18 protein-coding genes and 1 pseudogene are annotated in these 20,812 nt (G+C 63.6%); 17 read left to right on the top strand and 2 right to left on the bottom strand.

The window, feature by feature from the left end:
- Positions 1-64 precede the first annotated feature (64 nt).
- From KPG66_RS11235 to KPG66_RS11175, 13 genes and pseudogenes are all read left to right on the top strand, one after another.
- Positions 65-829 (top strand): ubiquinone biosynthesis accessory factor UbiJ, encoded by a 765-nt coding sequence (locus tag KPG66_RS11235; protein WP_237070915.1) that lies wholly within the window; start codon positions 65-67, stop codon positions 827-829.
- 11 nt (positions 830-840) lie between these two features.
- Complete coding sequence (gene ubiB / locus KPG66_RS11230; protein ID WP_013436311.1) at positions 841-2,418, top strand: ubiquinone biosynthesis regulatory protein kinase UbiB; 1,578 nt, start codon at positions 841-843, stop codon at positions 2,416-2,418.
- A 56-nt stretch (positions 2,419-2,474) separates the two neighbouring features.
- Positions 2,475-2,753, top strand: a pseudogene (locus KPG66_RS11225) (hypothetical protein); the annotation flags it as partial.
- Between the two features lie 61 nt (positions 2,754-2,814).
- Positions 2,815-3,180: an FmdB family zinc ribbon protein gene (locus KPG66_RS11220; RefSeq protein WP_237070914.1), complete on the top strand. Its 366-nt coding sequence runs from the start codon at positions 2,815-2,817 to the stop codon at positions 3,178-3,180.
- 10 nt (positions 3,181-3,190) lie between these two features.
- Complete coding sequence (locus tag KPG66_RS11215; RefSeq protein ID WP_237070913.1) at positions 3,191-3,859, top strand: DUF502 domain-containing protein; 669 nt, start codon at positions 3,191-3,193, stop codon at positions 3,857-3,859.
- Between the two features lie 81 nt (positions 3,860-3,940).
- Positions 3,941-5,743: an aspartate--tRNA ligase gene (gene aspS, locus KPG66_RS11210; protein ID WP_041754498.1), complete on the top strand. Its 1,803-nt coding sequence runs from the start codon at positions 3,941-3,943 to the stop codon at positions 5,741-5,743.
- A 24-nt stretch (positions 5,744-5,767) separates the two neighbouring features.
- Complete coding sequence (gene nudB, locus KPG66_RS11205) at positions 5,768-6,238, top strand: dihydroneopterin triphosphate diphosphatase (protein WP_041753851.1); 471 nt, start codon at positions 5,768-5,770, stop codon at positions 6,236-6,238.
- Positions 6,239-6,251: 13 nt separating this feature from the next.
- On the top strand, positions 6,252-7,592 hold the full coding sequence (locus KPG66_RS11200) for a phospholipase D-like domain-containing protein (protein WP_442929430.1): 1,341 nt from the start codon (positions 6,252-6,254) through the stop codon (positions 7,590-7,592).
- A 371-nt stretch (positions 7,593-7,963) separates the two neighbouring features.
- Positions 7,964-8,566 carry a TetR/AcrR family transcriptional regulator gene (locus tag KPG66_RS11195; RefSeq protein WP_041754497.1) on the top strand — a complete coding sequence of 201 codons (603 nt, stop codon included), beginning with the start codon at positions 7,964-7,966 and terminating at the stop codon, positions 8,564-8,566.
- 54 nt (positions 8,567-8,620) lie between these two features.
- The gene (locus KPG66_RS11190; protein WP_013436303.1) at positions 8,621-10,408 is read left to right on the top strand and encodes an acyl-CoA dehydrogenase C-terminal domain-containing protein; all 1,788 of its coding nucleotides are present in this window, start codon (positions 8,621-8,623) and stop codon (positions 10,406-10,408) included.
- A gap of 32 nt (positions 10,409-10,440) precedes the next feature.
- Positions 10,441-12,876, top strand: coding sequence for a 3-hydroxyacyl-CoA dehydrogenase/enoyl-CoA hydratase family protein (locus tag KPG66_RS11185; RefSeq protein ID WP_237070912.1), 2,436 nt, complete (start codon positions 10,441-10,443; stop codon positions 12,874-12,876).
- A gap of 24 nt (positions 12,877-12,900) precedes the next feature.
- Complete coding sequence (locus KPG66_RS11180) at positions 12,901-14,100, top strand: acetyl-CoA C-acyltransferase (RefSeq protein ID WP_237070911.1); 1,200 nt, start codon at positions 12,901-12,903, stop codon at positions 14,098-14,100.
- Positions 14,101-14,259: 159 nt separating this feature from the next.
- Positions 14,260-15,024, top strand: a complete 765-nt coding sequence (locus KPG66_RS11175) for an enoyl-CoA hydratase (protein WP_237070910.1) — start codon at positions 14,260-14,262, stop codon at positions 15,022-15,024.
- A gap of 67 nt (positions 15,025-15,091) precedes the next feature.
- Here KPG66_RS11175 and fdhD read toward each other — a convergent pair whose 3' ends face one another.
- A complete protein-coding gene (gene fdhD / locus KPG66_RS11170) occupies positions 15,092-16,087 on the bottom strand; it encodes a formate dehydrogenase accessory sulfurtransferase FdhD (RefSeq protein WP_237070909.1) in 996 nt (331 codons plus the stop codon).
- Positions 16,088-16,225: 138 nt separating this feature from the next.
- Between fdhD and KPG66_RS11165 the strand changes: the two genes are divergently transcribed.
- Together KPG66_RS11165 and KPG66_RS11160 are read left to right on the top strand one after the other, a co-directional pair.
- Positions 16,226-16,699, top strand: coding sequence for a nitrate reductase associated protein (locus KPG66_RS11165; RefSeq protein WP_041754496.1), 474 nt, complete (start codon positions 16,226-16,228; stop codon positions 16,697-16,699).
- A 230-nt stretch (positions 16,700-16,929) separates the two neighbouring features.
- A complete protein-coding gene (locus tag KPG66_RS11160) occupies positions 16,930-17,256 on the top strand; it encodes a hypothetical protein (protein ID WP_237070908.1) in 327 nt (108 codons plus the stop codon).
- Here KPG66_RS11160 and KPG66_RS11155 read toward each other — a convergent pair.
- Positions 17,202-17,603 (bottom strand): acyl-CoA thioesterase, encoded by a 402-nt coding sequence (locus KPG66_RS11155; protein WP_237070907.1) that lies wholly within the window; start codon positions 17,601-17,603, stop codon positions 17,202-17,204. The genes KPG66_RS11160 and KPG66_RS11155 overlap by 55 nt on opposite strands.
- Positions 17,604-18,135: 532 nt before the next feature.
- Here KPG66_RS11155 and KPG66_RS11150 point away from each other — a divergent pair.
- Both KPG66_RS11150 and KPG66_RS11145 read left to right on the top strand, forming a co-directional pair.
- Positions 18,136-19,086, top strand: a complete 951-nt coding sequence (locus KPG66_RS11150) for a LysR family transcriptional regulator (RefSeq protein ID WP_013436293.1) — start codon at positions 18,136-18,138, stop codon at positions 19,084-19,086.
- A 170-nt stretch (positions 19,087-19,256) separates the two neighbouring features.
- Positions 19,257-20,576 carry a Glu/Leu/Phe/Val family dehydrogenase gene (locus tag KPG66_RS11145; protein WP_049786485.1) on the top strand — a complete coding sequence of 440 codons (1,320 nt, stop codon included), beginning with the start codon at positions 19,257-19,259 and terminating at the stop codon, positions 20,574-20,576.
- The last annotated feature ends 236 nt before the right edge of the window (positions 20,577-20,812 follow it).

The raw sequence follows: 20,812 nt of genomic DNA, 5'->3' as shown, positions 1-20,812 counted from the left end.
CGCAACGGACGTTACAATAACAGCCCGCGCGAGCGCCGCTTGCGCGGGCTTTCTTTCTGCTCCGATGACCATTGCCGCCAAGTCCTTCGTTGCCCTCGTCAACCATTTATTGATCCGCGAAGCGTGGGCGCGCGAGCGCCTGCTCCCGTACGCGGGGAAAACCGCAAGGCTGATGTTGCCTCCGCTCGTGCTTGAGTGGGCCGTGCAGGGCGATGGCACGGTCGCCGTGCTACAGCGACCGCTCGCCGGCGCCGCTGCGCCGGCACCGGCCGCGCCCGGCGGGTCGCGCAACGTGCGGGCCGAGGTGCTGCACGCGGCGCGGGACGACGCGTCGGCACCGCACGCGCCCATGCCCCCGCCGGTCGACGTGACGATCACGGTGCCGCCGTCGGCATTGTCCGTGCTCGCTGCAGGTGGACAGGCGGCGATCCTGAAGCACGTGCGGATCGAGGGTGACGCGGAATTTGCGGCGACGATCGCGAAGCTCGCGGAGCATTTGCGCTGGGATGCCGAGGAGGACCTCGCGCGTCTGGTCGGTGATGTGCCCGCGCACCGCATGGCGTCGGTGGCGCGAGCCGTCTCGGCCTACGCGCGCCGCGCTGGGCGGGGTTGGGTCGGTTCGCTGACCGAATACCTGCTGGACGAGGATCCGCAACTGGTGCGCCGCGCACGGTTTGAGCAATTCGGCGATGAGCTTGCGCGCGCGCGCGACACGCTGGCCCGGGTTGAGAAGCGCATCGAGCGCGCCGAGCGCAGCGTCGCGACGCGCCCGGGCGCCGCCGCGTTATCCACGGGGGCACGCTCCCGTTCGGCCGACGACCTGCACTGATCCGGCCGCCCATGCGAATCCTGCGCTTTTTCAAAATACTATTTACGGTCTATCGCTTCGGGCTCGACGAAGTGATGCTAGGACACATTGCCGACTGGCGCGTGAAGCTGCTGGTGCGCGTGATGACGTTCGGCCGTCCGAACCGGATTCCGCGCGCGCAGCGGTTGCGCCTGGCGCTGGAAAGCCTCGGGCCGATCTTCGTGAAGTTTGGCCAGGTCCTGTCCACCCGGCGCGACCTGTTGCCGGTGGATATTGCGACCGAGCTGGCGAAGCTGCAGGACCAGGTCCCGCCATTCGATTCTGCGGTGGCGATCGCGTTGATCGAGAAGTCGCTGGGCAAGCCGGTTGATGTGCTGTTCGACGAGTTCGAACGGGTGCCGGTGGCCAGCGCTTCGATCGCGCAGGTGCACTTCGCGCGCTTGAGGAGCGGCGCGCACGCCGGCAAGCCCGTGGCGATCAAGGTGCTGCGTCCAGGCATGCTGCCGGTGATCGACTCCGATCTCGCGCTGTTGCGCGACATCGCGCGCTGGACCGAGCGGCTGTGGGCCGACGGCAAGCGGCTGCGGCCCCGCGAGGTGGTGGCGGAGTTCGACAAGTACCTGCACGACGAGTTGGATCTGATGCGCGAGGCGGCGAACGCGAGCCAGCTGCGCCGCAACTTTGCCGGACTGGACCTGCTGCTGGTGCCGGAGATGTACTGGGAGTATTGCACGTCGACGGTGATCGTGATGGAGCGGATGATCGGCGTGCCGATCAGCCAGGTGGACACGCTGCGCTCGGCCGGCGTTGACATCCCGAAGCTTGCGCGGCAAGGCGTGGAGATCTTCTTTACCCAGGTGTTTCGCGACGGGTTCTTCCATGCGGACATGCACCCCGGCAACATCCAAGTGAGCTTGGACCCGGACCATTTCGGTCGCTATATCGCGCTGGATTTCGGGATCATCGGCGCGTTGTCGGATTTCGACAAGAACTATCTGGCGCAGAATTTCCTTGCGTTTTTCAAACGCGACTACCACCGGGTCGCGACGTTGCACCTGGAATCCGGATGGGTGCCGCCGCACACGCGGGTCGAGGAGCTGGAGAGCGCGATCCGCGCGGTGTGCGAGCCGTACTTCGACCGCGCGCTGAAGGACATTTCGCTCGGCCAGGTGCTGATGCGACTGTTTTCGACATCGCGGCGCTTCAACGTCGAGATCCAGCCGCAATTGGTGCTGCTGCAAAAGACGATGCTCAACGTCGAGGGCCTGGGTCGCGCGCTTGATCCGGAACTCGATCTGTGGAAGACGGCCAAGCCGTATCTCGAGCGCTGGATGAACGACCAGATTGGCTGGCGCGGTTGGGTCGAACGGCTAAAGATCGAATCGCCGCAGTGGAGCAAGACGCTGCCGCAGATACCGCGCCTGGTCCATCATTTGCTGTCCCGACATCATGATCAGCCGCCGCGTGCGACCGAGGATCTGATGCGGCGGATACTAGCCGAGCAGCGACGGACCAACCGTTTGCTGCAAGGGCTGCTGGTATTCGGGGTGGCGGTCGGCGCCGGCACGTTGCTGGCCCACTTCTGGCTGGCGTCCGTAGGCGGTATCTAGTCGTATATCGGAGGTCCCAATGAACTCATCGAGCGGCGGCGCGTGCCGCGATGGCGCAATGGGTGTACGAACGCGCGTTCCTGTGCTCGATGCCGCCGCGATGCTGGCCCGGGTATGCTGCCCGGATAACGGCGCTGGTGCCGCCGGGTGCGTTGCTTGCCGAGTTTTTCTTTGTCGGTGCGACGCCGAAGGGCCCGCCGTTTGGCATCGAACGCGACGTGCTGCTCAAGCTACTGAGCCCGTCGTTTGAATGGGTGGACGAGCGCCCGTTCAGCGATTCGCTACCGGTGTTCGGCCAGCATGAGCGCTGGATGAGTTGGCGTCGGCGTGCGTAAGACATAATTATTTCCGGCTATAATTCAAGGCTTTGCGAGATTCTTTAGGGGTGATGGGGCGATGCCGATCTATGCATATCGTTGCGAGTCCTGCGGCTTTGAGAAAGACGTGTTGCAAAAACTCAGCGATGCACCGCTGAGCCAGTGTCCCAAGTGCGGCCGCGAGACGTTGCGCAAGCAGGTCACCGCGGCGGGGTTCCAGTTGAAGGGCTCCGGCTGGTACGTGACCGATTTCCGTGGTGGTAACCCGGGCGGCCATAATAAGTCCGGGGGCAGGGAAGGCGACGCGAAGGCGGCGCCTGTCGCGAAGGAGACGGGCAGCGCGGACGGCGCGGCCAGCGCTGGTGCATCCACGTCCGGTGCGTCCACCGCGCCGGCTGTGACAGGCAGCGCGGCGCCGTCGTCCAACGCGGGCACGTCTGCCTGAGCATCGATCCATGAAAATCAAGACGACCAAGAAGAAGCTGAAGAACGTATTCCTGACTGGGCTGCTGGTGCTTGTGCCGCTGGCGATTACCCTGTGGGTGCTAGGGCTGATCATTGGCACGATGGACCAGACGCTGCTGTTGCTGCCCGAGGCGTGGCAGCCGGAGCGCCTGTTCGGCTTCCGCCTGCCCGGCCTGGGTGCGGTGCTGACGCTTGCGTTCGTTTTCGTGGTCGGCCTCTTGACTCAGAACTTGATCGGGCAGACGCTTGTCAACTGGTGGGAAAAGCTACTGGCCCATATTCCCGTCGTGGGCCCGTTGTACACGAGTGTCAAGCAGGTATCTGACACGCTGTTGTCGTCCAGCGGCAATGCGTTTCGCAAGGCGTTGCTGATCGAATATCCGCGCAAGGGCTCGTACACGATTGGTTTTCTGACCGGAATCCCAGGCGGCGACGTCGCCAACCACTTGGATGGCGATCATGTCAGCGTCTATGTGCCAACCACGCCGAATCCCACGTCGGGCTTCTTCCTCATGGTGCCGAGAAACGAGGTGGTGGAGCTGGACATGACGGTGGACGCCGCGCTGAAGTACATCGTGTCAATGGGCGTAGTGGCCCCGGTCGCCTCGCCGGTGCCGGACGTCGCGCCGCCGCGCCGCCCCATCGAGCCGCTGCTCTGATTATTGCGGGCGCCGCCCGTGCGCCGGCATGAGGCCGGTCGCGCCGCCGACGCCCATCTTTACGAACGAAAGACGAACATCATGTCGATGAGATCTGAATATTGTGGTCGGGTGACTGAAAAACTGCTGGGCCAATCGGTGTCGCTTTGCGGCTGGGTGCATCGGCGCCGCGACCATGGCGGTGTCATCTTCATCGACTTGCGCGACTGCGAGGGATTGGTGCAAGTGGTGTGCGACCCAGACCGGCCGGACATGTTCAAGACCGCCGAAGGGGTGCGGCATGAGTTTTGTGTGCGTGTGGTCGGCATCGTGCGGGCGCGCCCGGAAGGCACCCTCAACGCGAACCTGACCAGTGGCCAGATCGAAGTGTTGTGCCACGAGCTGACGGTACTCAACGTATCGGTGACGCCGCCGTTCCAACTGGACGACGAAAACCTGTCGGAGACCACGCGTCTGACGCATCGCGTGCTGGACCTGCGCCGGCCGCAGATGCAGCACAACCTGCGTCTACGTTACCGTGTCGCGATGGAGTCGCGCAAGTACTTGGACGAGCAGGGGTTTATCGATATCGAGACGCCGATGCTCACGAAGAGCACGCCGGAAGGCGCACGCGACTATCTGGTGCCATCGCGCGTGAACGCAGGGATGTTCTTTGCGTTGCCGCAGTCGCCGCAGCTGTTTAAGCAGCTGCTGATGGTGGCCAACTTCGACCGGTATTATCAAATCACAAAGTGCTTCCGCGACGAGGACCTGCGCGCGGACCGGCAGCCGGAGTTCACGCAGATCGACTGCGAGACGTCGTTCCTGAACGAGCAGGAGATCCGCGACCTGTTCGAGGCGATGATTCGCCATGTGTTCAAGACGACGATCGATGTCGAGCTCGCCGATCCATTCCCGGTCATGCAGCATGCGGAAGCAATGCGCCGCTTCGGCTCGGACAAGCCGGACCTGCGCGTGAAGCTAGAATTCACCGAGTTGACCGACGTGATGAAGGACGTCGATTTCAAGGTGTTCAGCACGCCGGCGAACACGAAGGACGGCCGCGTGGCCGCACTGCGCGTGCCCAACGGGGCGGAGTTGACGCGTGGCGATATCGACGGCTATACGGACTTCGTGCGCATCTATGGTGCAAAGGGTCTCGCGTGGATCAAGGTCAATGAGGTGGCCAAGGGGCGCGATGGCTTGCAAAGCCCGATCGTGAAGAACCTGCATGATGCGTGCATTGCGGCGATCCTTGAGCGCACCGGCGCGCAGGACGGCGACATCCTTTTCTTCGGCGCGGACCGCGCCAAGGTGGTCAACGACAGCCTCGGCGCGCTGCGGCTGAAAATCGGCCACTCGGCGTTCGGCCGCGATGCCGGACTGGTCGAGCAGGGTTGGAAGCCGCTGTGGGTCATCGATTTCCCGATGTTCGAGTACGATGACGAGGACAATCGCTGGGTGGCTGCGCATCACCCGTTCACCAGCCCTAAGGACGAACACCTCGAATATTTGGAAGTCGATCCGGGTCGTTGCCTTGCCAAAGCGTACGACATGGTGCTCAACGGCTGGGAAATTGGCGGCGGTTCGGTGCGGATCCATCGTGAAGACGTGCAAAGCAAGGTGTTCCGCGCGTTGAAGATCGGTCCAGAGGAAGCGCGTGCGAAATTTGGCTTCTTGCTCGACGCATTGCAATACGGCGCGCCGCCGCACGGTGGCATTGCATTCGGCCTGGACCGGATCGTCACGATGATGGCCGGTGCGGATTCGATTCGCGACGTGATCGCGTTCCCGAAGACCCAGCGTGCGCAGTGCCTGCTCACGCAAGCGCCGAGCGAGGTGGATGAGCGTCAATTGCGCGACTTGCATATCCGGCTGCGCAACGCCGAGCCGGCGAACGCGTAGTTCGGCGCGCGGCGCAAGTTGCCGATGTCCCGGCCGTTCAAGATCCCGGAGTCGGTGCTGGTGGTGATTCATACCGCCACGCTGGACGTGCTGGTCATCGAACGCGCCGATCGCCCTGGTTTCTGGCAATCGGTGACCGGCTCGAAGGACACGCCCGACGAGCCGCTGGCGCGGACCGCGGCACGCGAAGTGTTCGAGGAGACCGGCATCACGGTCGGCACGGCGCAGGTGCCGGCCGACGCGCTGCTCGATTGGCGCCAGGCGATCGAGTACGAAATCTATCCACAATGGCGCCATCGCTATGCGCCCGGCGTAAAGCACAATATCGAGCACTGGTTTAGTCTCTGCGTGCCGCAATCCATCGATATCACGCTGGCACCGCGCGAACACGTCGCGTATGCGTGGCTGCCCTATCGGGACGCCGCAGCGCGTTGTTTTTCGGCATCCAATCGCGACGCGATCCTGCAGTTGCCGGGGCGACTCGCTGCCAGTTGAGCGGAGCGCGGCAATGGTGGCCACCATCGGGCGTCTGGTTCAGCTTCGACAGACGATGCTGGGTGGCCGTCGTAAGCCTCGGTTGCGCTTTACCGCCGGCAATGACGTGCGGATCTTTAAATCTGGCACCGCGTTGTTCGATGCGTTAATCGAGCGGATTGACGCGGCCGAACACGAAGTCGCGCTCGAGACGTATATTTTCTGCAACGATCCCTGCGGCGCGCGCGTCAGCGCGGCGCTGGCGCGTGCCGCCGCGAGGGGCGTGCGCGTGCGGGTGATTACCGACGGCATCGGCACCCCGCGCAGTGAATTGCTACATGCATGGCACGATGCCGGCATCGAGCACCGTATCTATAATCCGGGCGTCTTCAGTGTCCGCTTCGGATTGTCCCGCACCCATCGCAAGCTGGCTGCCGTCGATCGGCGCTATGGTTTTTGCGGCGGACACAACGTCGTAGACGACCGGCTGGAGGCGGGCCACCCGTTGCCGTTTGCCCGATGGGACTATTCGGCCGAGGTGATCGGTCCCGCCGTCGTGGATCTGGTCGAGGCGTTCGACCTGCAATGGCGACGTATCCAGCAAGCTCGGATTCCACCGCCGCCGGCGGTGCCGGACGAACGTCCGGCGCACGCGCACGGGCCGGGCAGCGCCCCAGCAACCGATGCCGCGGCGGCCCGCCGCTCAACCGTTGCTGGCCGCGCTCATCCCGGCGACGCCACGCCGCGTACCGCCCGGGCACGCCGCCGTGCGCTCGGGGCGCTCGGCACGCCGGCGGACGTACCGCAGGTCGCGTTCGTCGCGCGCGATAACGTCAATAATCGGCGTGCGATCGAGCGTGCCTATCGGCTGGCGATTCGGCAGGCGCGTGACGAGATCCTGGTGGCTAACCCGTACTTCGTGCCCAGCCGCCGGATGCGCCGCGAGTTGGTCCGCGCAGCACGCCGTGGCGTGCGGGTGTCACTGGTGATCGGACGCAACGAATTTGTCGCGCTGGACTACGCGGTGCCGTTTCTCTATCAGTCGTTGCTGCGCGTGGGTATCCGGATTGCCGAATATGACCGGACGATGCTGCATGGCAAGGTCGCGGTGGTCGATGGCGTTTGGGGCACGATCGGATCATCCAACCTCGATGCGCTGTCGCTGGTGCTCAACCATGAAGCAAACCTAGTGTTGTTCCGGCATCCCGAGGTGGCCGGCATACGCGCTGCCATTCTTGAGGCTGTGGAGCAATCGCGCGCCATCGACCCGCAGCGTTACGCATCGCGGCCGTGGCTGGTGCGGGTGGCGAACTGGATCGCGTATAACGGATATTGGCTCGCAATGAAGCTGCTCACCATCGGCAGCTACGATTGATGATGCAATCCAAGTAAAAGCCGGCATCGATCAATGCTAAACGGCTGAGCCGGCGGCATGGCCGGATACGAGCATGGTCTGTCGTTATTGTGCCGCAAGATGGGCTGTTCTTGATCCGGTTCGCAAAATCACTTGAAATGGCGCACATGCGGGTTCGACGGTGCGCCACGCAGCACCCCAAACGCGCGGGACCGGAGCACGGACATCGAATCACATCATCACGTGGATGACCGGTCATCAGCTGTACAGCACGGTCGTGCTTGTTAGAAACTCGTTTCTAATAAAAAGCTTGTTTCCGCGGGCGGTCCCCCACAATAATAGTACGGCCGTTCTATTTTGCGGGGCAATGAATGAACGGTAAAAAAATGGCGATGCGAAAAGGCGAACAAACCCGTGCGGCGATCTTGGATGCTGCGTTGGACCTGGCGAGCCGGGACGGGCTTGAGGGGTTGACAATCGGTCTGCTGGCCGAGCGCATGCAGATGAGCAAAAGTGGTGTGTTCGCGCACTTCGGTTCGCGCGAGGATTTGCAAGTCGAGGTGATCCGAGAATACCACCAGCGCTTCGAACAGGAAGTGTTCTTCCCGGCGATTCGGGAGCCGCGCGGATTGCCGCGCCTCAAGGCGCTGGTTGGCCGATGGATGGAGAAGCGGATTCAGGAGGTTACCACCGGTTGCATCTATATCAGTGGTGCCGTCGAGTACGATGATCGAGCCGCCAGCGCCGTGCGCGAGGAGCTCGCGCGCAGCGTCAGTACCTGGCGCGGCACGCTGATCCGTGCCATCTTGCAAGCCAAGGATGAAGGGCATCTGCGTACGGATACCGACCCGCGGCTGATGCTGTTCGAGTTGTACAGCGTGACGCTCGGGCTGCACCACGATGCGCGTTTCCTGCGCTTGCCGGATGCGGTCGAGGTTGCGTGGCGGGTGCTCGACAAAGTTTTTGTGTCGTATCAAAGCGACGCTGGTCGCTGACGCGGGCAGATCATCCCGCGCATCGCCGGTGCCTTACTCAAAACGGAGAGAGTCATGGGACAGTACGCTGCACCGTTGCGCGACATGCAATTCGTCTTGCACGAATTGCTGAACGTCGAAGCCGAACTGAAGCAACTGCCTAAGCACGCGGATCTGGATGCCGATACGATCAATGCGGTGCTGCAGGAGGCGGGCAAGTTCTGCTCCGAGGTCCTGTTTCCGTTGAACCAGGTTGGCGACCAGCAGGGTTGTACGTATGTCGGCGACGGCGTGGTGACCACGCCCGAGGGCTTCAAGCAAGCGTACCAGCAGTATATCGAGGCCGGCTGGCCGGCGTTGGGCTGCGATCCGGCCTATGGCGGCCAGGGCTTGCCCGCGTTCGTGAACAACGCGCTGTACGAGATGCTCAATTCGGCGAACCAGGCATGGACCATGTATCCTGGCCTGTCGCACGGCGCGTACGAATGCCTGCACGCGCACGGCACGCCGGAGCTTCAACAGCGGTATCTACCGAAGCTGGTATCCGGTCAGTGGACCGGCACGATGTGCTTGACCGAGCCGCATTGCGGCACCGACCTTGGGATCTTGCGCACGCGGGCCGAGCCCAACGGCGACGGCTCGTACTCGATTACCGGCACGAAGATCTTTATTTCGAGCGGCGAGCACGACCTCGCCGACAACATCGTCCACCTGGTGCTCGCGCGGTTGCCGGACGCGCCGGCGGGGACCAAGGGCATTTCATTGTTCATCGTGCCCAAGTTCATCCCGGACGACAACGGCGAGCCTGGGCAGCGCAACGGCGTCAAGTGTGGCTCGATCGAGCACAAGATGGGCATCCATGGCAATGCGACGTGCGTAATCAATCTGGATGATGCCAGGGGCTGGCTGGTCGGCGAGCCGAACAAGGGCTTGAATGCGATGTTCGTGATGATGAATGCGGCGCGGCTCGGCGTGGGCATGCAAGGCCTGGGGCTGACCGAAGTCGCGTACCAGAACTCGCTCGCCTACGCGAGGCAGCGGCTGCAGATGCGCTCGCTTAGCGGTCCTAAGGCGCCGGACAAGGCGGCCGACCCGATCATCGTGCACCCGGATGTGCGACGCATGTTGTTGACGCAGAAGGCCTACGTCGAGGCGGGGCGCGCGTTCACGTACTGGGCGGCTCTGCAGATCGACAAGGAACTGTCGCACGAGGACGAGGCGGTGCGCCGGGATGCGGCCGACCTGGTTGCGTTGCTCACACCGGTCATCAAGGCGTTCCTGACCGACAACGCGTTCGAGGCGACCAACAACGCCATGCAGGTGTTGGGCGGCCATGGCTATATCGCTGAGTGGGGCATCGAGCAATATGTGCGTGATGCGCGCATCAACATGATTTACGAAGGCACTAACACGATTCAGTCGCTGGACCTGCTGGGGCGCAAGGTGCTCGGCGACATGGGCGCGAAGCTGAAGAAGTTTGGCAAGCTCGTGCAGGATTTTGTCCAGGCCGAGGGCATCAACCCCGACATGCAGGAGTTCGTCAATCCGCTGGCGGACATCGGCGAAAAGGTACAGAAGCTGACGATGGAAATCGGCATGAAGGCGATGCAGAGCCCGGACGAAGTTGGCGCCGCGGCGGTACCGTACCTGCGCACGGTCGGGCATTTAGTGTTCTCGTACTTTTGGGCGCGCATGGCCCGTCTGGCGCTGGACAAGCAAGGTAGCGGCGACCCATTCTACCGGTCCAAGCTCGCGACCGCGCGGTTCTACTTTGCGAAGCTGTTACCCGAGACGGCCTTCACGATCCGCGCCGCGCGTGCCGGAGCCAAGCCGCTGACCGAGATCGACGAAGCGCTGTTTTAATGGATGGGAGCTGGCTCTAATTGGAGAGACACGTGAGCAATCTGATCATTCGCAAGGTGGCGGTGCTGGGCGCCGGCGTGATGGGCGCGCAGATCGCGGCGCACCTAATCAACGCGAAGGTGCCGGTGCTGCTGTTTGACCTGCCCGCGAAGGAGGGACCCAAGAGCGGCATCGCGCTCAACGCGATCGAGCACCTAAAAAAGCTGTCGCCGGCGCCGCTCGGCGTGAAGGGCGATGCCGCGCATATCGTCGTCGCCAACTACGAGGACGACTTAGACAAGCTGCGCGAGTGCGACTTGGTAATCGAGGCGATCGCCGAGCGCATGGACTGGAAGCACGATCTGTACAAGAAGGTGTCCCCGTATATCGGCGAGAAGGCGATCTTCGCGACCAATACGTCGGGACTGTCGATTACTCGGCTCTCGGAAGGCTTCTCCGATGACCTGAAAGCGCGTTTTTGCGGCGTGCACTTTTTCAATCCACCGCGCTACATGCATCTGGTCGAGCTGATTCCGACCGAGCATACGCGCCCGGAGATACTCGATCAACTCGAGACCGTGCTCACCAGCGTGGTCGGCAAGGGCGTGGTGCGCGCCAAGGACACACCGAACTTCATTGCAAACCGCGTCGGCATCTTCTCGATCCTCGCAGTGATCGCCGAGGCAGCCAAGTTCGGCTTGCGTTTTGACGAGGTCGACGACCTGACCGGCTCACGGCTAGGCCGCGCAAAGTCGGCCACGTTCCGTACCGCCGACGTGGTTGGCCTGGATACGATGGCGCACGTCATCAAGACGATGCAGGACAACCTGGCCGACGATCCGTTCTTCCCGATCTACCAGACGCCGCCGGTGCTCGCCGCGCTGGTGGCTAAGGGCGCGCTCGGGCAAAAGAGCGGTGCGGGGTTCTACAAGAAGGAAGGCAAGGCCATCAAGGTGCTGGACGCGAAGATCGGCGAGTACGTGGACAGTGGCGCCAAGGCCGACGAGCTCGTCGCCCGCCTCCTGAAGCGTGCGCCCGCCGAGCGGTTGAAGCTGTTGCGCGAGTCCACGCATCCACAGGCGCAATTCCTGTGGTCGATCTTCCGTGATGTGTACCACTACATTGCTGTGCACCTCGAATCGATCGCCGATAACGCGCGTGACGTCGACCTGGCGATCCGCTGGGGCTTTGGCTGGACTGAGGGGCCGTTCGAAGGGTGGCAGGCCGCCGGCTGGAAGCAGGTTGCCGAATGGGTCAAGGAAGACATCCGCGCCGGCAAGGCATTGGCCGACGTGGCGCTACCGGCATGGGTGCTGGAGGGCCCAGTTGGGGAGCAAGGCGGCGTGCATACCGCACAGGGCTCGTGGTCGCCAGCGCGGCGCACGTTCGTGCCGCGCAGCACGCTGCCAGTCTATCGCAAGCAGGTGTTCCGCGCACCGCTGGTTGGCGAGGCCAGCAACGATCCGCGCACGTATGGCAAGACGGTGTTCGAGACTGACGCGGTGCGCGCATGGGTCGACGAGCGGGCCGGCGAGGACGATGTGCTGATTCTGTCGTTTAAGTCGAAGATGAATACGATCGGGCCGGGCGTGATCGATGGAATCACGCAGGCGATCGACGTTGCTGAACAGCAATACAAGGCGCTGGTGATCTGGCAGCCGACGTCGCTGAAGCTCGGTGCGCCGGGCGGCCCGTTCTCCGCGGGCGCGAATCTCGAGGAAGCGATGCCCGCGTTCATGATGGGCGGCGCCAAGGGCATCGAGCCATTCGTGCAAAAATTTCAGCAGGGCATGCTGCGCGTGAAGTACGCGAACGTGCCGGTGGTATCGGCCGCGTCGGGCATTGCGCTGGGGGGCGGCTGTGAACTGCTGCTGCATAGTGCCAAGCGCGTCGCCCACGTGGAGACCTATATCGGGCTGGTCGAAGTCGGCGTGGGACTGGTGCCGGCCGGCGGCGGGCTTAAGGAGGCGGCGCTGCGCGCGGCTCAGGCCGCGGCCGACGCAGGGGCGACGGGCAATCTGCTGCAGTTCTTGCAAAAGCCCTTCGAGGCGGCGGCGATGGCGAAAGTGTCGTCGTCCGCGCACGAGGCGCGCATGCTCGGTTATTTGAAGCCGTCAGACACGATTGTCTTTAACGTGCACGAATTGCTCGACACCGCAAAGCACGAAGCACGCGCGCTGGCAGCGGCCGGCTATCGGCCGCCGCTGCCGGCCAACGCGATCCCGGTGGCGGGACGTTCGGCAATTTCAACCATCAAGGCGTCGCTGGTTAACATGCGCGACGGGCGCTTTATCAGCGAACACGATTTCCTGATCGCCTGCCGCATCGCCGAGACGATCTGCGGTGGGGACGTCGAAGCGGGCAGTACCGTTGATGAGGCGTGGCTGCTCGCGCTCGAGCGCCGTGCGTTCGTTGCGCTGCTCGGCACGCAGAAGACGCAGGAACGGATTATGGGCATGCTGCAGACCGGCAAGCCGGTGCGCAACTAACGCGGCCCGACAAGGAGTCTTGAGATGAGCAAACAAGTGCAAGATGCCTACATCGTCGCGGCCAGCCGCACGCCGATCGGCAAGGCGCCGCGCGGTGCTTTGCGCAATACGCGCCCTGATGAGTTGCTGACTCACGCGATCCGCTCGGCCCTCGCGCAGGTGCCGGCACTCGATACGAAGCTGATCGAGGATGCCATCGTCGGCTGTGCGATCCCGGAGGCGGAGCAGGGCCTGAACGTCGCGCGTATTGGCGCGCTGTTGGCCGGCTTGCCGCCCAGCGTTGGCGGCGTTACGGTGAACCGCTTTTGCGCGTCCGGCTTGACCGCGCTGGCGATGGCGGCTGATCGCATCCGTGTCGGCGAAGCGGATGTGATGCTCGCCGGCGGCTGCGAGTCGATGAGCATGGTGCCGATGCTGGGCAACAAGCCTTCGTTGTCGCCGCATATCTTCGATGCCGACGAGCATATCGGCATTGCCTATGGGATGGGGCTGACCGCCGAGCGCGTGGCTCAGCGCTGGGAAGTGTCGCGCGAGGCGCAGGACGAGTTCTCGCTGCGCTCGCACCAAAAGGCGTTGGCCGCTCAGCAGGCGGGCGAATTTGCCGACGAGATCGCGCCGTACACGGTGACGGACCGCATGCCAGATCTGGCGAGTGGCCAGATCATCGTGAACGCGCGTGAGATCGCGCTGGACGAAGGGCCCCGTGCCGACACGACGCTGGAAGGGCTCGGCAAGCTCAAAACCGTGTTCGCGAACAAGGGCACGGTGACGGCCGGCAACAGCTCGCAGACCTCGGATGGTGCCGGTGCGCTGGTCGTGGTGTCGGAGAAGATCCTCAAGCAATTCAACCTCACACCGCTGGCGCGCTTCGTGAGTTTTGCGGTGCGCGGCGTGCCGCCGGAGATCATGGGTATCGGTCCGAAGGAAGCCATTCCGGCCGCACTGAAGGCCGCCGGCCTGGCGCTGCAGGACATCGACTGGATCGAATTGAACGAGGCGTTTGCCGCGCAGGCGTTGGCGGTGATCGGGGAACTGGGGCTTGACCAGACCAAGGTGAACCCGCTGGGCGGCGCGATCGCGTTGGGCCACCCGCTGGGCGCCACGGGGGCGATCCGCGCCGCCACGCTCGTGCATGGGCTGCGTCGGCACAAGCAAAAGTACGGCATGGTGACGATGTGCGTCGGGACCGGCATGGGTGCCGCCGGTATCCTCGAACGGGTATAACGCGCCGATGCGTCGGGATGCATAATTGGCGCGGCGCGTGGACGGCTCGCGGGCAGTGCTTGGCGAGCCGTTTTTTATTCGCCGCTTGTGCGACGGTTCGTGCCGGGTCGCCCTACCCGCGTGCCGTGTGCGATCGGTCAACCGAGGAGACATCGGACGATGGATATCGTCATTGAACGTGCGCGCGGCGTGCTGACCCTCCAGTTGAACCGACCGGACAAGAAAAATGCGATGACTGCCGCGATGTACCAGTCAATGGCCGACGCGCTCGCGCAGGCTCGCGACGATGCGTTGGTGCGCGCGATTCTGATTCGCGGCCATGACGGGGTGTTTTGCGCAGGCAATGACCTAGAGGACTTCATGCAGCGGCCGCCGTCTGGGCCGGATGCTCCGGTGTTCCAATTCCTACAGCAGATCAGCACGGCGGCCAAGCCGATCGTTGCCGCGGTGTCGGGCCCGGCGGTCGGCATCGGCACGACGCTGCTGCTGCATTGCGACCTGGTCTATGCGGCCGACGACGCGCGCTTCTCGCTGCCGTTCACACAACTCGGGTTGTGTCCCGAGGCGGCCGCGAGCCTGTTGCTGCCGCGGCTGGCTGGCTACCAGCGCGCTGCGCAGACGCTGCTGCTCGGCGAGCCATTCGATGCGCATGAGGCTCAAGCGATCGGCATCGTGAGCCGGGTGCTGCCGCTCGCGCAGTTGCACGAATTCGCGCTGGCGCAGGCGGCGAAGCTCGTGGCGCTGCCCGCGTCGTCGCTGCGCGTGACCAAGATGCTGCTCAAGCAGGATACGCAGGCGCAGGTCGCGCAACGCATTGCCGAGGAGGCGGAGCAATTCGGCCGGATGCTGCGCTCACCGCAGGCGCGCGAAGCGATGAGCGCGTTCCTGCAAAAGCGCAAGCCGGACTTCACGCCGTTCGAGTGACTGCTACGCTGGACGACGGCTGCAATATCGCACGGCGCCGCCACGGCTCGCCGCCGGCCGCGCTCATCTAGCGGGGCAGTGCCGGCGCGCTGTACTCGACGTAGCCGGATTCGCGACAAAAACTGACTAGCCGGATGCCGGCTTTGGCCGCGATCGACACGGCGAGCGCGGTCGGCGCGGAGATCGTCGCCACCATCGGCACGCTCACGCGCGCGCATTTGCGCACCAGTTCATAGCTGGCTCGGCTCGACAGGAACACAAAGCCGTCGCGCATGTCCTCGCGGGCGAGCACGAGTTGTCCGATCAGCTTGTCCAGCGCATTGTGCCTGCCGACGTCCTCGAACGCATAGCGGATCGTACCGCGGGCATCGCACCATGCGGCCGCGTGCACGCCGCCGCACGCCTGCATCAGCGGCTGGTGCGCCGGCAATTCCCGCACCGCGCGCGCAAGCGCATCCGCGGCCAGACGCTGCAGGAAACCAGTATGCTCAATGTGCTCCGGCTCCAGGTCGAGCAATTGCACGCTTTCGATGCCGCACACGCCGCAACCGGTCCGTCCGGCCAGGGCGCGGCGCCTGTCTTTCAGCGACGCGAACGCGTGCTGCACCAGCGTGAGCTGCACCTGCGCGTAGCCCTCGTCGTGCATCAGCACCTCAATGTCATGGATTTCGCTGCCTGACGATACGATCCCCTCGGTCAACGCAAAGCCGACCGCGAGCAGGTCCAGGTCCCGCGGCGTGCACATCATTACAGCGTGCGAGATCCCGTTAAATACCAGCGCCACCGGTACTTCGTCGGCGACAACATCGTGCTCTACCCGCCGCCCGCCGGCTATCGTGCGCAGTATGGGTCGCTCCAGCAAGCCGGATTTTCCGGTATCGTTGTCGATGTCGACCCCGGTGCGGGGGCTCGAGCCTGTATCGGTGTTGGTACTGGCGGTGCTGGTGCCGGTAATATCGGCAGTGCCAGCAGCGGTATTGCTGGTGGTATTGGCATTGGCGCCGGCGTCTGTGCCGCGCGGGTGGGTAGCGCGCGGCTCGGTAGGCAGAGGCATAAGGAGCAATGAAGGGATAAAGATTCAATCGTCCTACAATACCTGAAACACGCGATGCCGGCTGCATGCGGTGCATCCGCGGGCGACCTACCGATGTCGTTGCCGATATTCCGTGCCACTCACCGCTTTTTTCGGATGCTCACGACCATGCCGTTGCTCGATACTCCGCTATTGCTCGACTTCGAGGTTTCATCTTGTGAAAACCTCACGTACATCCCGCTGGCGGTCCGCTACAATCTGGATCGCTTTGGCGTGCGCATCTCGCTGACGCAATGGCAGGCGTTGCCCCACGCGGATCGTGAGCTATTGGCGCGCTTTCCGCTGGACGACGATCCGCAGATCGAGCGCCGCTTCGACCAGGCGCTTGCCGAGATGCTGCGGACCCATCTCAGCGGCGAGTCACCCATGCCGGCGCCGGACATGTCGCCCGCATGGCAGCGTACCGATGCGGTGCCCGACGCGTTGCTTAAGCAATGCTCACTGGCCGGGGTGGCCCCGGTCAGTGTCGCCCGCTGGGCCACGCTGCCGCCGTTTCACCGGTATGTGCTGGCCAAGCTGTCGCGAAAGCCGGTGGCAAACCACGATTTCATTCCTGCGATGAAGTCGTTCGGCCTAATCTGAGAAGCCATTGCGCACGTCTGGGCAATGTCGTTTAACGCAAACTGGGGCAATGCCGGCTGGCGCAGGCGCAAGCAACGCGGGTCGGCGCAAACCAGCCAATGCCGGTCGGGGCAAATCGAGTATGCCGGCGCAAAACCGGCAATGTCAGTTAACGCGGATCTGAATGGGACCGTTTAAGTAGGCCTGACAAGACCCTTCAAGCAGGCCTGACAATATTCCATCCGCAGCGCGTGTTCTGGAAAGACCGGGTCTCGCGCTACTTTGGCTGCAACAAGGCATTCGCGCGGGACGCCGGTCTGGCGTACCCGGCGCCGATGATCGGCAAGCGCGACGCGGAACCGCCCTGGCGCGAGCGTGCCGAGTCATACCACGCGATCGATGTCGATTTCCTGAAAGCCCGCTCGTGCGACAAGATGCAAGGCTTTTTGTTCTCGCGTCCGATTCTGGGCAACGAGGTCGCCGTGCTGCTCGCGAGTGTCGGGCAGCAGCCGAGCGGTGGGCATCAGCCGAGTGGCGGCAGTTCACGCGGACGGCGCTGCGAATCGGTCGCGACATAGGTCAGCGTCGCTTCGGTAACCTTAACGGTTTCGCCGACCAGGCCCATGCGTTGCGCATAGACCGACACGTCGACGGTGATCGACGTGCGACCGGTGCGGATGATGTCTGTATAGAAGCTGAGCAGGTCGCCGACGAACACCGGCTGCTTGAAGACAAACGAATTGACCGCGACCGTGACGACGCGGCCGTTCGCGCGCCGCGAGGCCGGGATCGCACCGGCGATGTCAACCTGAGCCATGATCCAGCCGCCGAACACGTCGCCATGCACGTTGGCATCGCGAGGCTGCGGCACGACGCGCAACGCCACTGGTTTGTCATGAGGCAATTCAGTCAGGAAAGGAGGCATGAGCGGTTCCTGCGTATCGGTGAGCCGACCGGCGAGTCGGTCAGTTGGAGGTGTCGATGCCAGGCCGGCGCATCGTGTGGCCTTCTGCGAGAATAAAAGTCTATTATTTTACTGACAATCCACCCGCCATGCCGTTGCTGAGCCGTCGCCGCCGGCCGCCCCCGTCCGAGCATGCGGGTATGCACCGTTGCACCAGCGCGATGAGTCCCACCCGTGTGATTGCGAAGCTGCTCACTGCGCGACCTGTGCTGCTTGACTTGATGCCGCTGCCCTTGGCCCAGAAGAATAGGGCCAGGCCGGCCAGCGCCACTAGCGTGTGCCGGTCGGTGCGCCTTATCGCAGCGCCGCTGCACCGGCGCCGTGCGGTCCGTCGCCGGTTGGTGCGTGGTCGCTGGCGTTGTGACGGGCGCTGAACGCTACAATGGAGGCTGCGCGCTGTGCCGTGGCCGTCTTCCGGTGTGGCGCAGCGCGATGCCGCGCGGCCCGACGCGTGGGCGCATCGCGGCGCGAGGATGGCTAACGGAGTCGTTGCATGGAACTGAAATGGCTGGAAGACTTCGTGTCGCTGGCCGAGACGCGAAGCTTCAGCCGCTCAGCCGAACTGCGGCATGTGACGCAGCCCGCGTTTTCGCGGCGCATCCAGGCGCTGGAAGCCTGGCTTGGCACCGAGCTGATCGACCGCTCGGTGTACCCGACGCGGCTCACGCAAGCCGGACAAGTGTTCTACGAGCAGGCGCTGACGATGCTGTCCCAGTTTCACGAAGCCCGCACCGTGTTGCGCGGCCACGGGCGAGCGCCAGCTGCGACGATCGAGTTCGCCGTACCGCACACGCTGTCGTTGACCTTCTTTCCGCGCTGGCTGGACAGTATCGAGAAGCATACCGGGCGGGTCCATGCGCGGCTGCGTGCGCTGAACGTGCATGACGCGGTGCTGTCGTTGGTGGAGGGTGGCTGCGACCTGGTGATGGGCTATCATCACCCAAGTCATCCCGTTGCGCTGGATCCCGCGCGCTACGACATGCTCGTGCTGGGAATCGAGCCGATCAGCCCGTTCGCCGCGACGACGCGCAGCGGCCGCGCGTGTTTCACGCTGCCAGGCACGAAGGAAGCACCGGTTCCCTATCTATCGTATACGCCGAATGCGTATTTAGGACGATTGACGGAGACAATCATTGGCACTGCGTCAGTCCCGCTGTACCTGGACAAAGTGTACGAGACTGACATGGCCGAGGGGCTCAAGGCGATGACGCTGGCTGGCCACGGCGTCGCGTTCCTGCCGCATAGCGCGGTGGAGGACGCGGTGGCGGCTGAGCGCCTCGTGCGGCTCGACCGTCCGATGCGGGGCGCGACTGCTGATCGATTTACGCTTGCGATGGAGATCCGATTGTATCGCGACAAGCTAGCGTCGCACAGCGACGAGGCGCGCGGCGAGTTGGTGGACACGGTGTGGCGCCTGGCGGCCGAGCTGGCTGCCGATGCGTAGCCAACGGCGAGGCCGATCCGAAGACAGCGACGCCATGGCGAGTTTTCTGGTGTGCTGCGTGCGCCGCCGCACGTTATGCAAGAAACGCATAGATCATGATAATTCGGCATTGGATTTAGTCTTGCCGCTTTCTCACAATGGCGCCCATCTTGACCGAAGAGGACCTATTCATGTCCGCGCAGCAAACTGTTTCGAACGATTCACCGACGCCTGCCAAGCACGCTTTGCCTTCTTATTTACATGCCGATTCGCTGGGTCCGTGGGGCTCCTACTTGCAGCAAATCGATCGTGTTGCGCCGCACCTGGGCTCGCTTTCACGCTGGATTGAGACGCTCAAGCGCCCCAAGCGCATCTTGGTCGTCGATGTGCCAATCGAGATGGACGATGGCACGATCGCGCATTTTGAAGGCTACCGGGTTCAGCACAACACGTCGCGCGGGCCCGGCAAGGGCGGCGTGCGGTATCACCAGGACGTGACGCTGTCCGAGGTGATGGCGCTGTCCGCGTGGATGTCGATCAAGAATGCGGCGGTCAACGTGCCGTATGGCGGCGCGAAGGGCGGCATCCGTGTCGACCCGCGCAAGCTCTCGCGCGGCGAACTGGAGCGGGTCACGCGCCGGTATACGAGCGAAATCGGCATTATCATCGGGCCGAACACCGACATTCCGGCGCCCGACGTCAACACCAATGAGCAGGTGATGGCGTGGATGATGGACACATACTCGATGAACGTCGGCCAAACTGCGACGGGCGTGGTGACGGGCAAGCCGATCTCGCTGGGGGGATCGCTGGGCCGGCGTGAAGCGACCGGGCGCGGAGTGTTTACCGTCGGTTGCGAGGCGGCACGGCGCATCGGATTGGATATCGAAGCGGCGCGCGTCGCGGTGCAGGGATTCGGCAACGTCGGGGGGATCGCCGCGAAGCTGTTCGTCGAGGCGGGCGCGAAAGTGGTTGCGGTCCAGGACCACACCGGCACGATCTACAAGCCGTCCGGCATCGACGCGCATGCGTTGCTCGAGCATGTTGCGGCGCAAGGCGGCGTAGCCGGCTTTGCGGGCGCAGAGCCGCTCGGCGACGATGACTTTTGGGGTATCGAGAGCGACATCCTGATCCCTGCTGCGCTCGAAGGCCAGATCAACGAGAAGAACGCATCGCGGATCCGCACGAAGATCGTGGTCGAGGGAGCGAATGGTCCAACCACGCCGCTCGCCGACGATATCCTGCGCGAAAACAACGTGCTGGTGATCCCCGATGTGGTTGCCAATGCCGGCGGCGTCACGGTGTCCTACTTCGAATGGGTGCAGGACTTCTCCAGCTTCTTCTGGACCGAGGATGAGATCAACCACCGGCTGGAGCGCGTGATGCGCGAAGCGTTTGCCAGCGTTTGGCAGGTCGCGCAGGAAAATGACGTGTCCGTGCGCACCGCAGCCTATATCATCGCGTGCAAGCGCATTCTGATGGCGCGCGAGATGCGCGGCCTGTATCCGTGATCCATTGCTGAGTCTCTGAGTCCTGTTGCTGCAATCCAGACAGACCGCGTGGCGCGAGCCCGCGGTCTGTCTTCGCATGGGCTGGACGCGGCGCGATCATCGGCGACGCAGTGGCGACCTATACGCGAGCCGACGCGAAGCGATGCGCGGAACAACGAACGCAAAAGCTCGTAGATTAGTACTTCAACTCATTACTTTCATAACGATGACTTTGCTAAACTGACACGACTTTTCGC

It is taken from the genome of Mycetohabitans sp. B2 (genome assembly GCF_021733735.1).
GTDB lineage: Bacteria > Pseudomonadota > Gammaproteobacteria > Burkholderiales > Burkholderiaceae > Mycetohabitans > Mycetohabitans rhizoxinica.
This window is presented reverse-complemented; position numbering and strand designations above follow the sequence as displayed.

Coding starts and splice junctions, on each gene's coding strand:
- KPG66_RS11195 (WP_041754497.1), top strand. CDS start 7,964: ATGCGAAAAGGCGAACAAACCCGTGCGGCGATCTTGGATGCTGCGTTG.
- KPG66_RS11145 (WP_049786485.1), top strand. CDS start 19,257: ATGTCCGCGCAGCAAACTGTTTCGAACGATTCACCGACGCCTGCCAAG.
- KPG66_RS11220 (WP_237070914.1), top strand. CDS start 2,815: ATGCCGATCTATGCATATCGTTGCGAGTCCTGCGGCTTTGAGAAAGAC.
- KPG66_RS11190 (WP_013436303.1), top strand. CDS start 8,621: ATGGGACAGTACGCTGCACCGTTGCGCGACATGCAATTCGTCTTGCAC.
- ubiB (WP_013436311.1), top strand. CDS start 841: ATGCGAATCCTGCGCTTTTTCAAAATACTATTTACGGTCTATCGCTTC.
- aspS (WP_041754498.1), top strand. CDS start 3,941: ATGTCGATGAGATCTGAATATTGTGGTCGGGTGACTGAAAAACTGCTG.
- KPG66_RS11175 (WP_237070910.1), top strand. CDS start 14,260: ATGGATATCGTCATTGAACGTGCGCGCGGCGTGCTGACCCTCCAGTTG.
- KPG66_RS11235 (WP_237070915.1), top strand. CDS start 65: ATGACCATTGCCGCCAAGTCCTTCGTTGCCCTCGTCAACCATTTATTG.
- KPG66_RS11150 (WP_013436293.1), top strand. CDS start 18,136: ATGGAACTGAAATGGCTGGAAGACTTCGTGTCGCTGGCCGAGACGCGA.
- KPG66_RS11215 (WP_237070913.1), top strand. CDS start 3,191: ATGAAAATCAAGACGACCAAGAAGAAGCTGAAGAACGTATTCCTGACT.
- KPG66_RS11200 (WP_442929430.1), top strand. CDS start 6,252: ATGGTGGCCACCATCGGGCGTCTGGTTCAGCTTCGACAGACGATGCTG.
- KPG66_RS11180 (WP_237070911.1), top strand. CDS start 12,901: ATGAGCAAACAAGTGCAAGATGCCTACATCGTCGCGGCCAGCCGCACG.
- KPG66_RS11155 (WP_237070907.1), bottom strand. CDS start 17,603: ATGCCTCCTTTCCTGACTGAATTGCCTCATGACAAACCAGTGGCGTTG.
- KPG66_RS11165 (WP_041754496.1), top strand. CDS start 16,226: ATGCCGTTGCTCGATACTCCGCTATTGCTCGACTTCGAGGTTTCATCT.
- nudB (WP_041753851.1), top strand. CDS start 5,768: ATGTCCCGGCCGTTCAAGATCCCGGAGTCGGTGCTGGTGGTGATTCAT.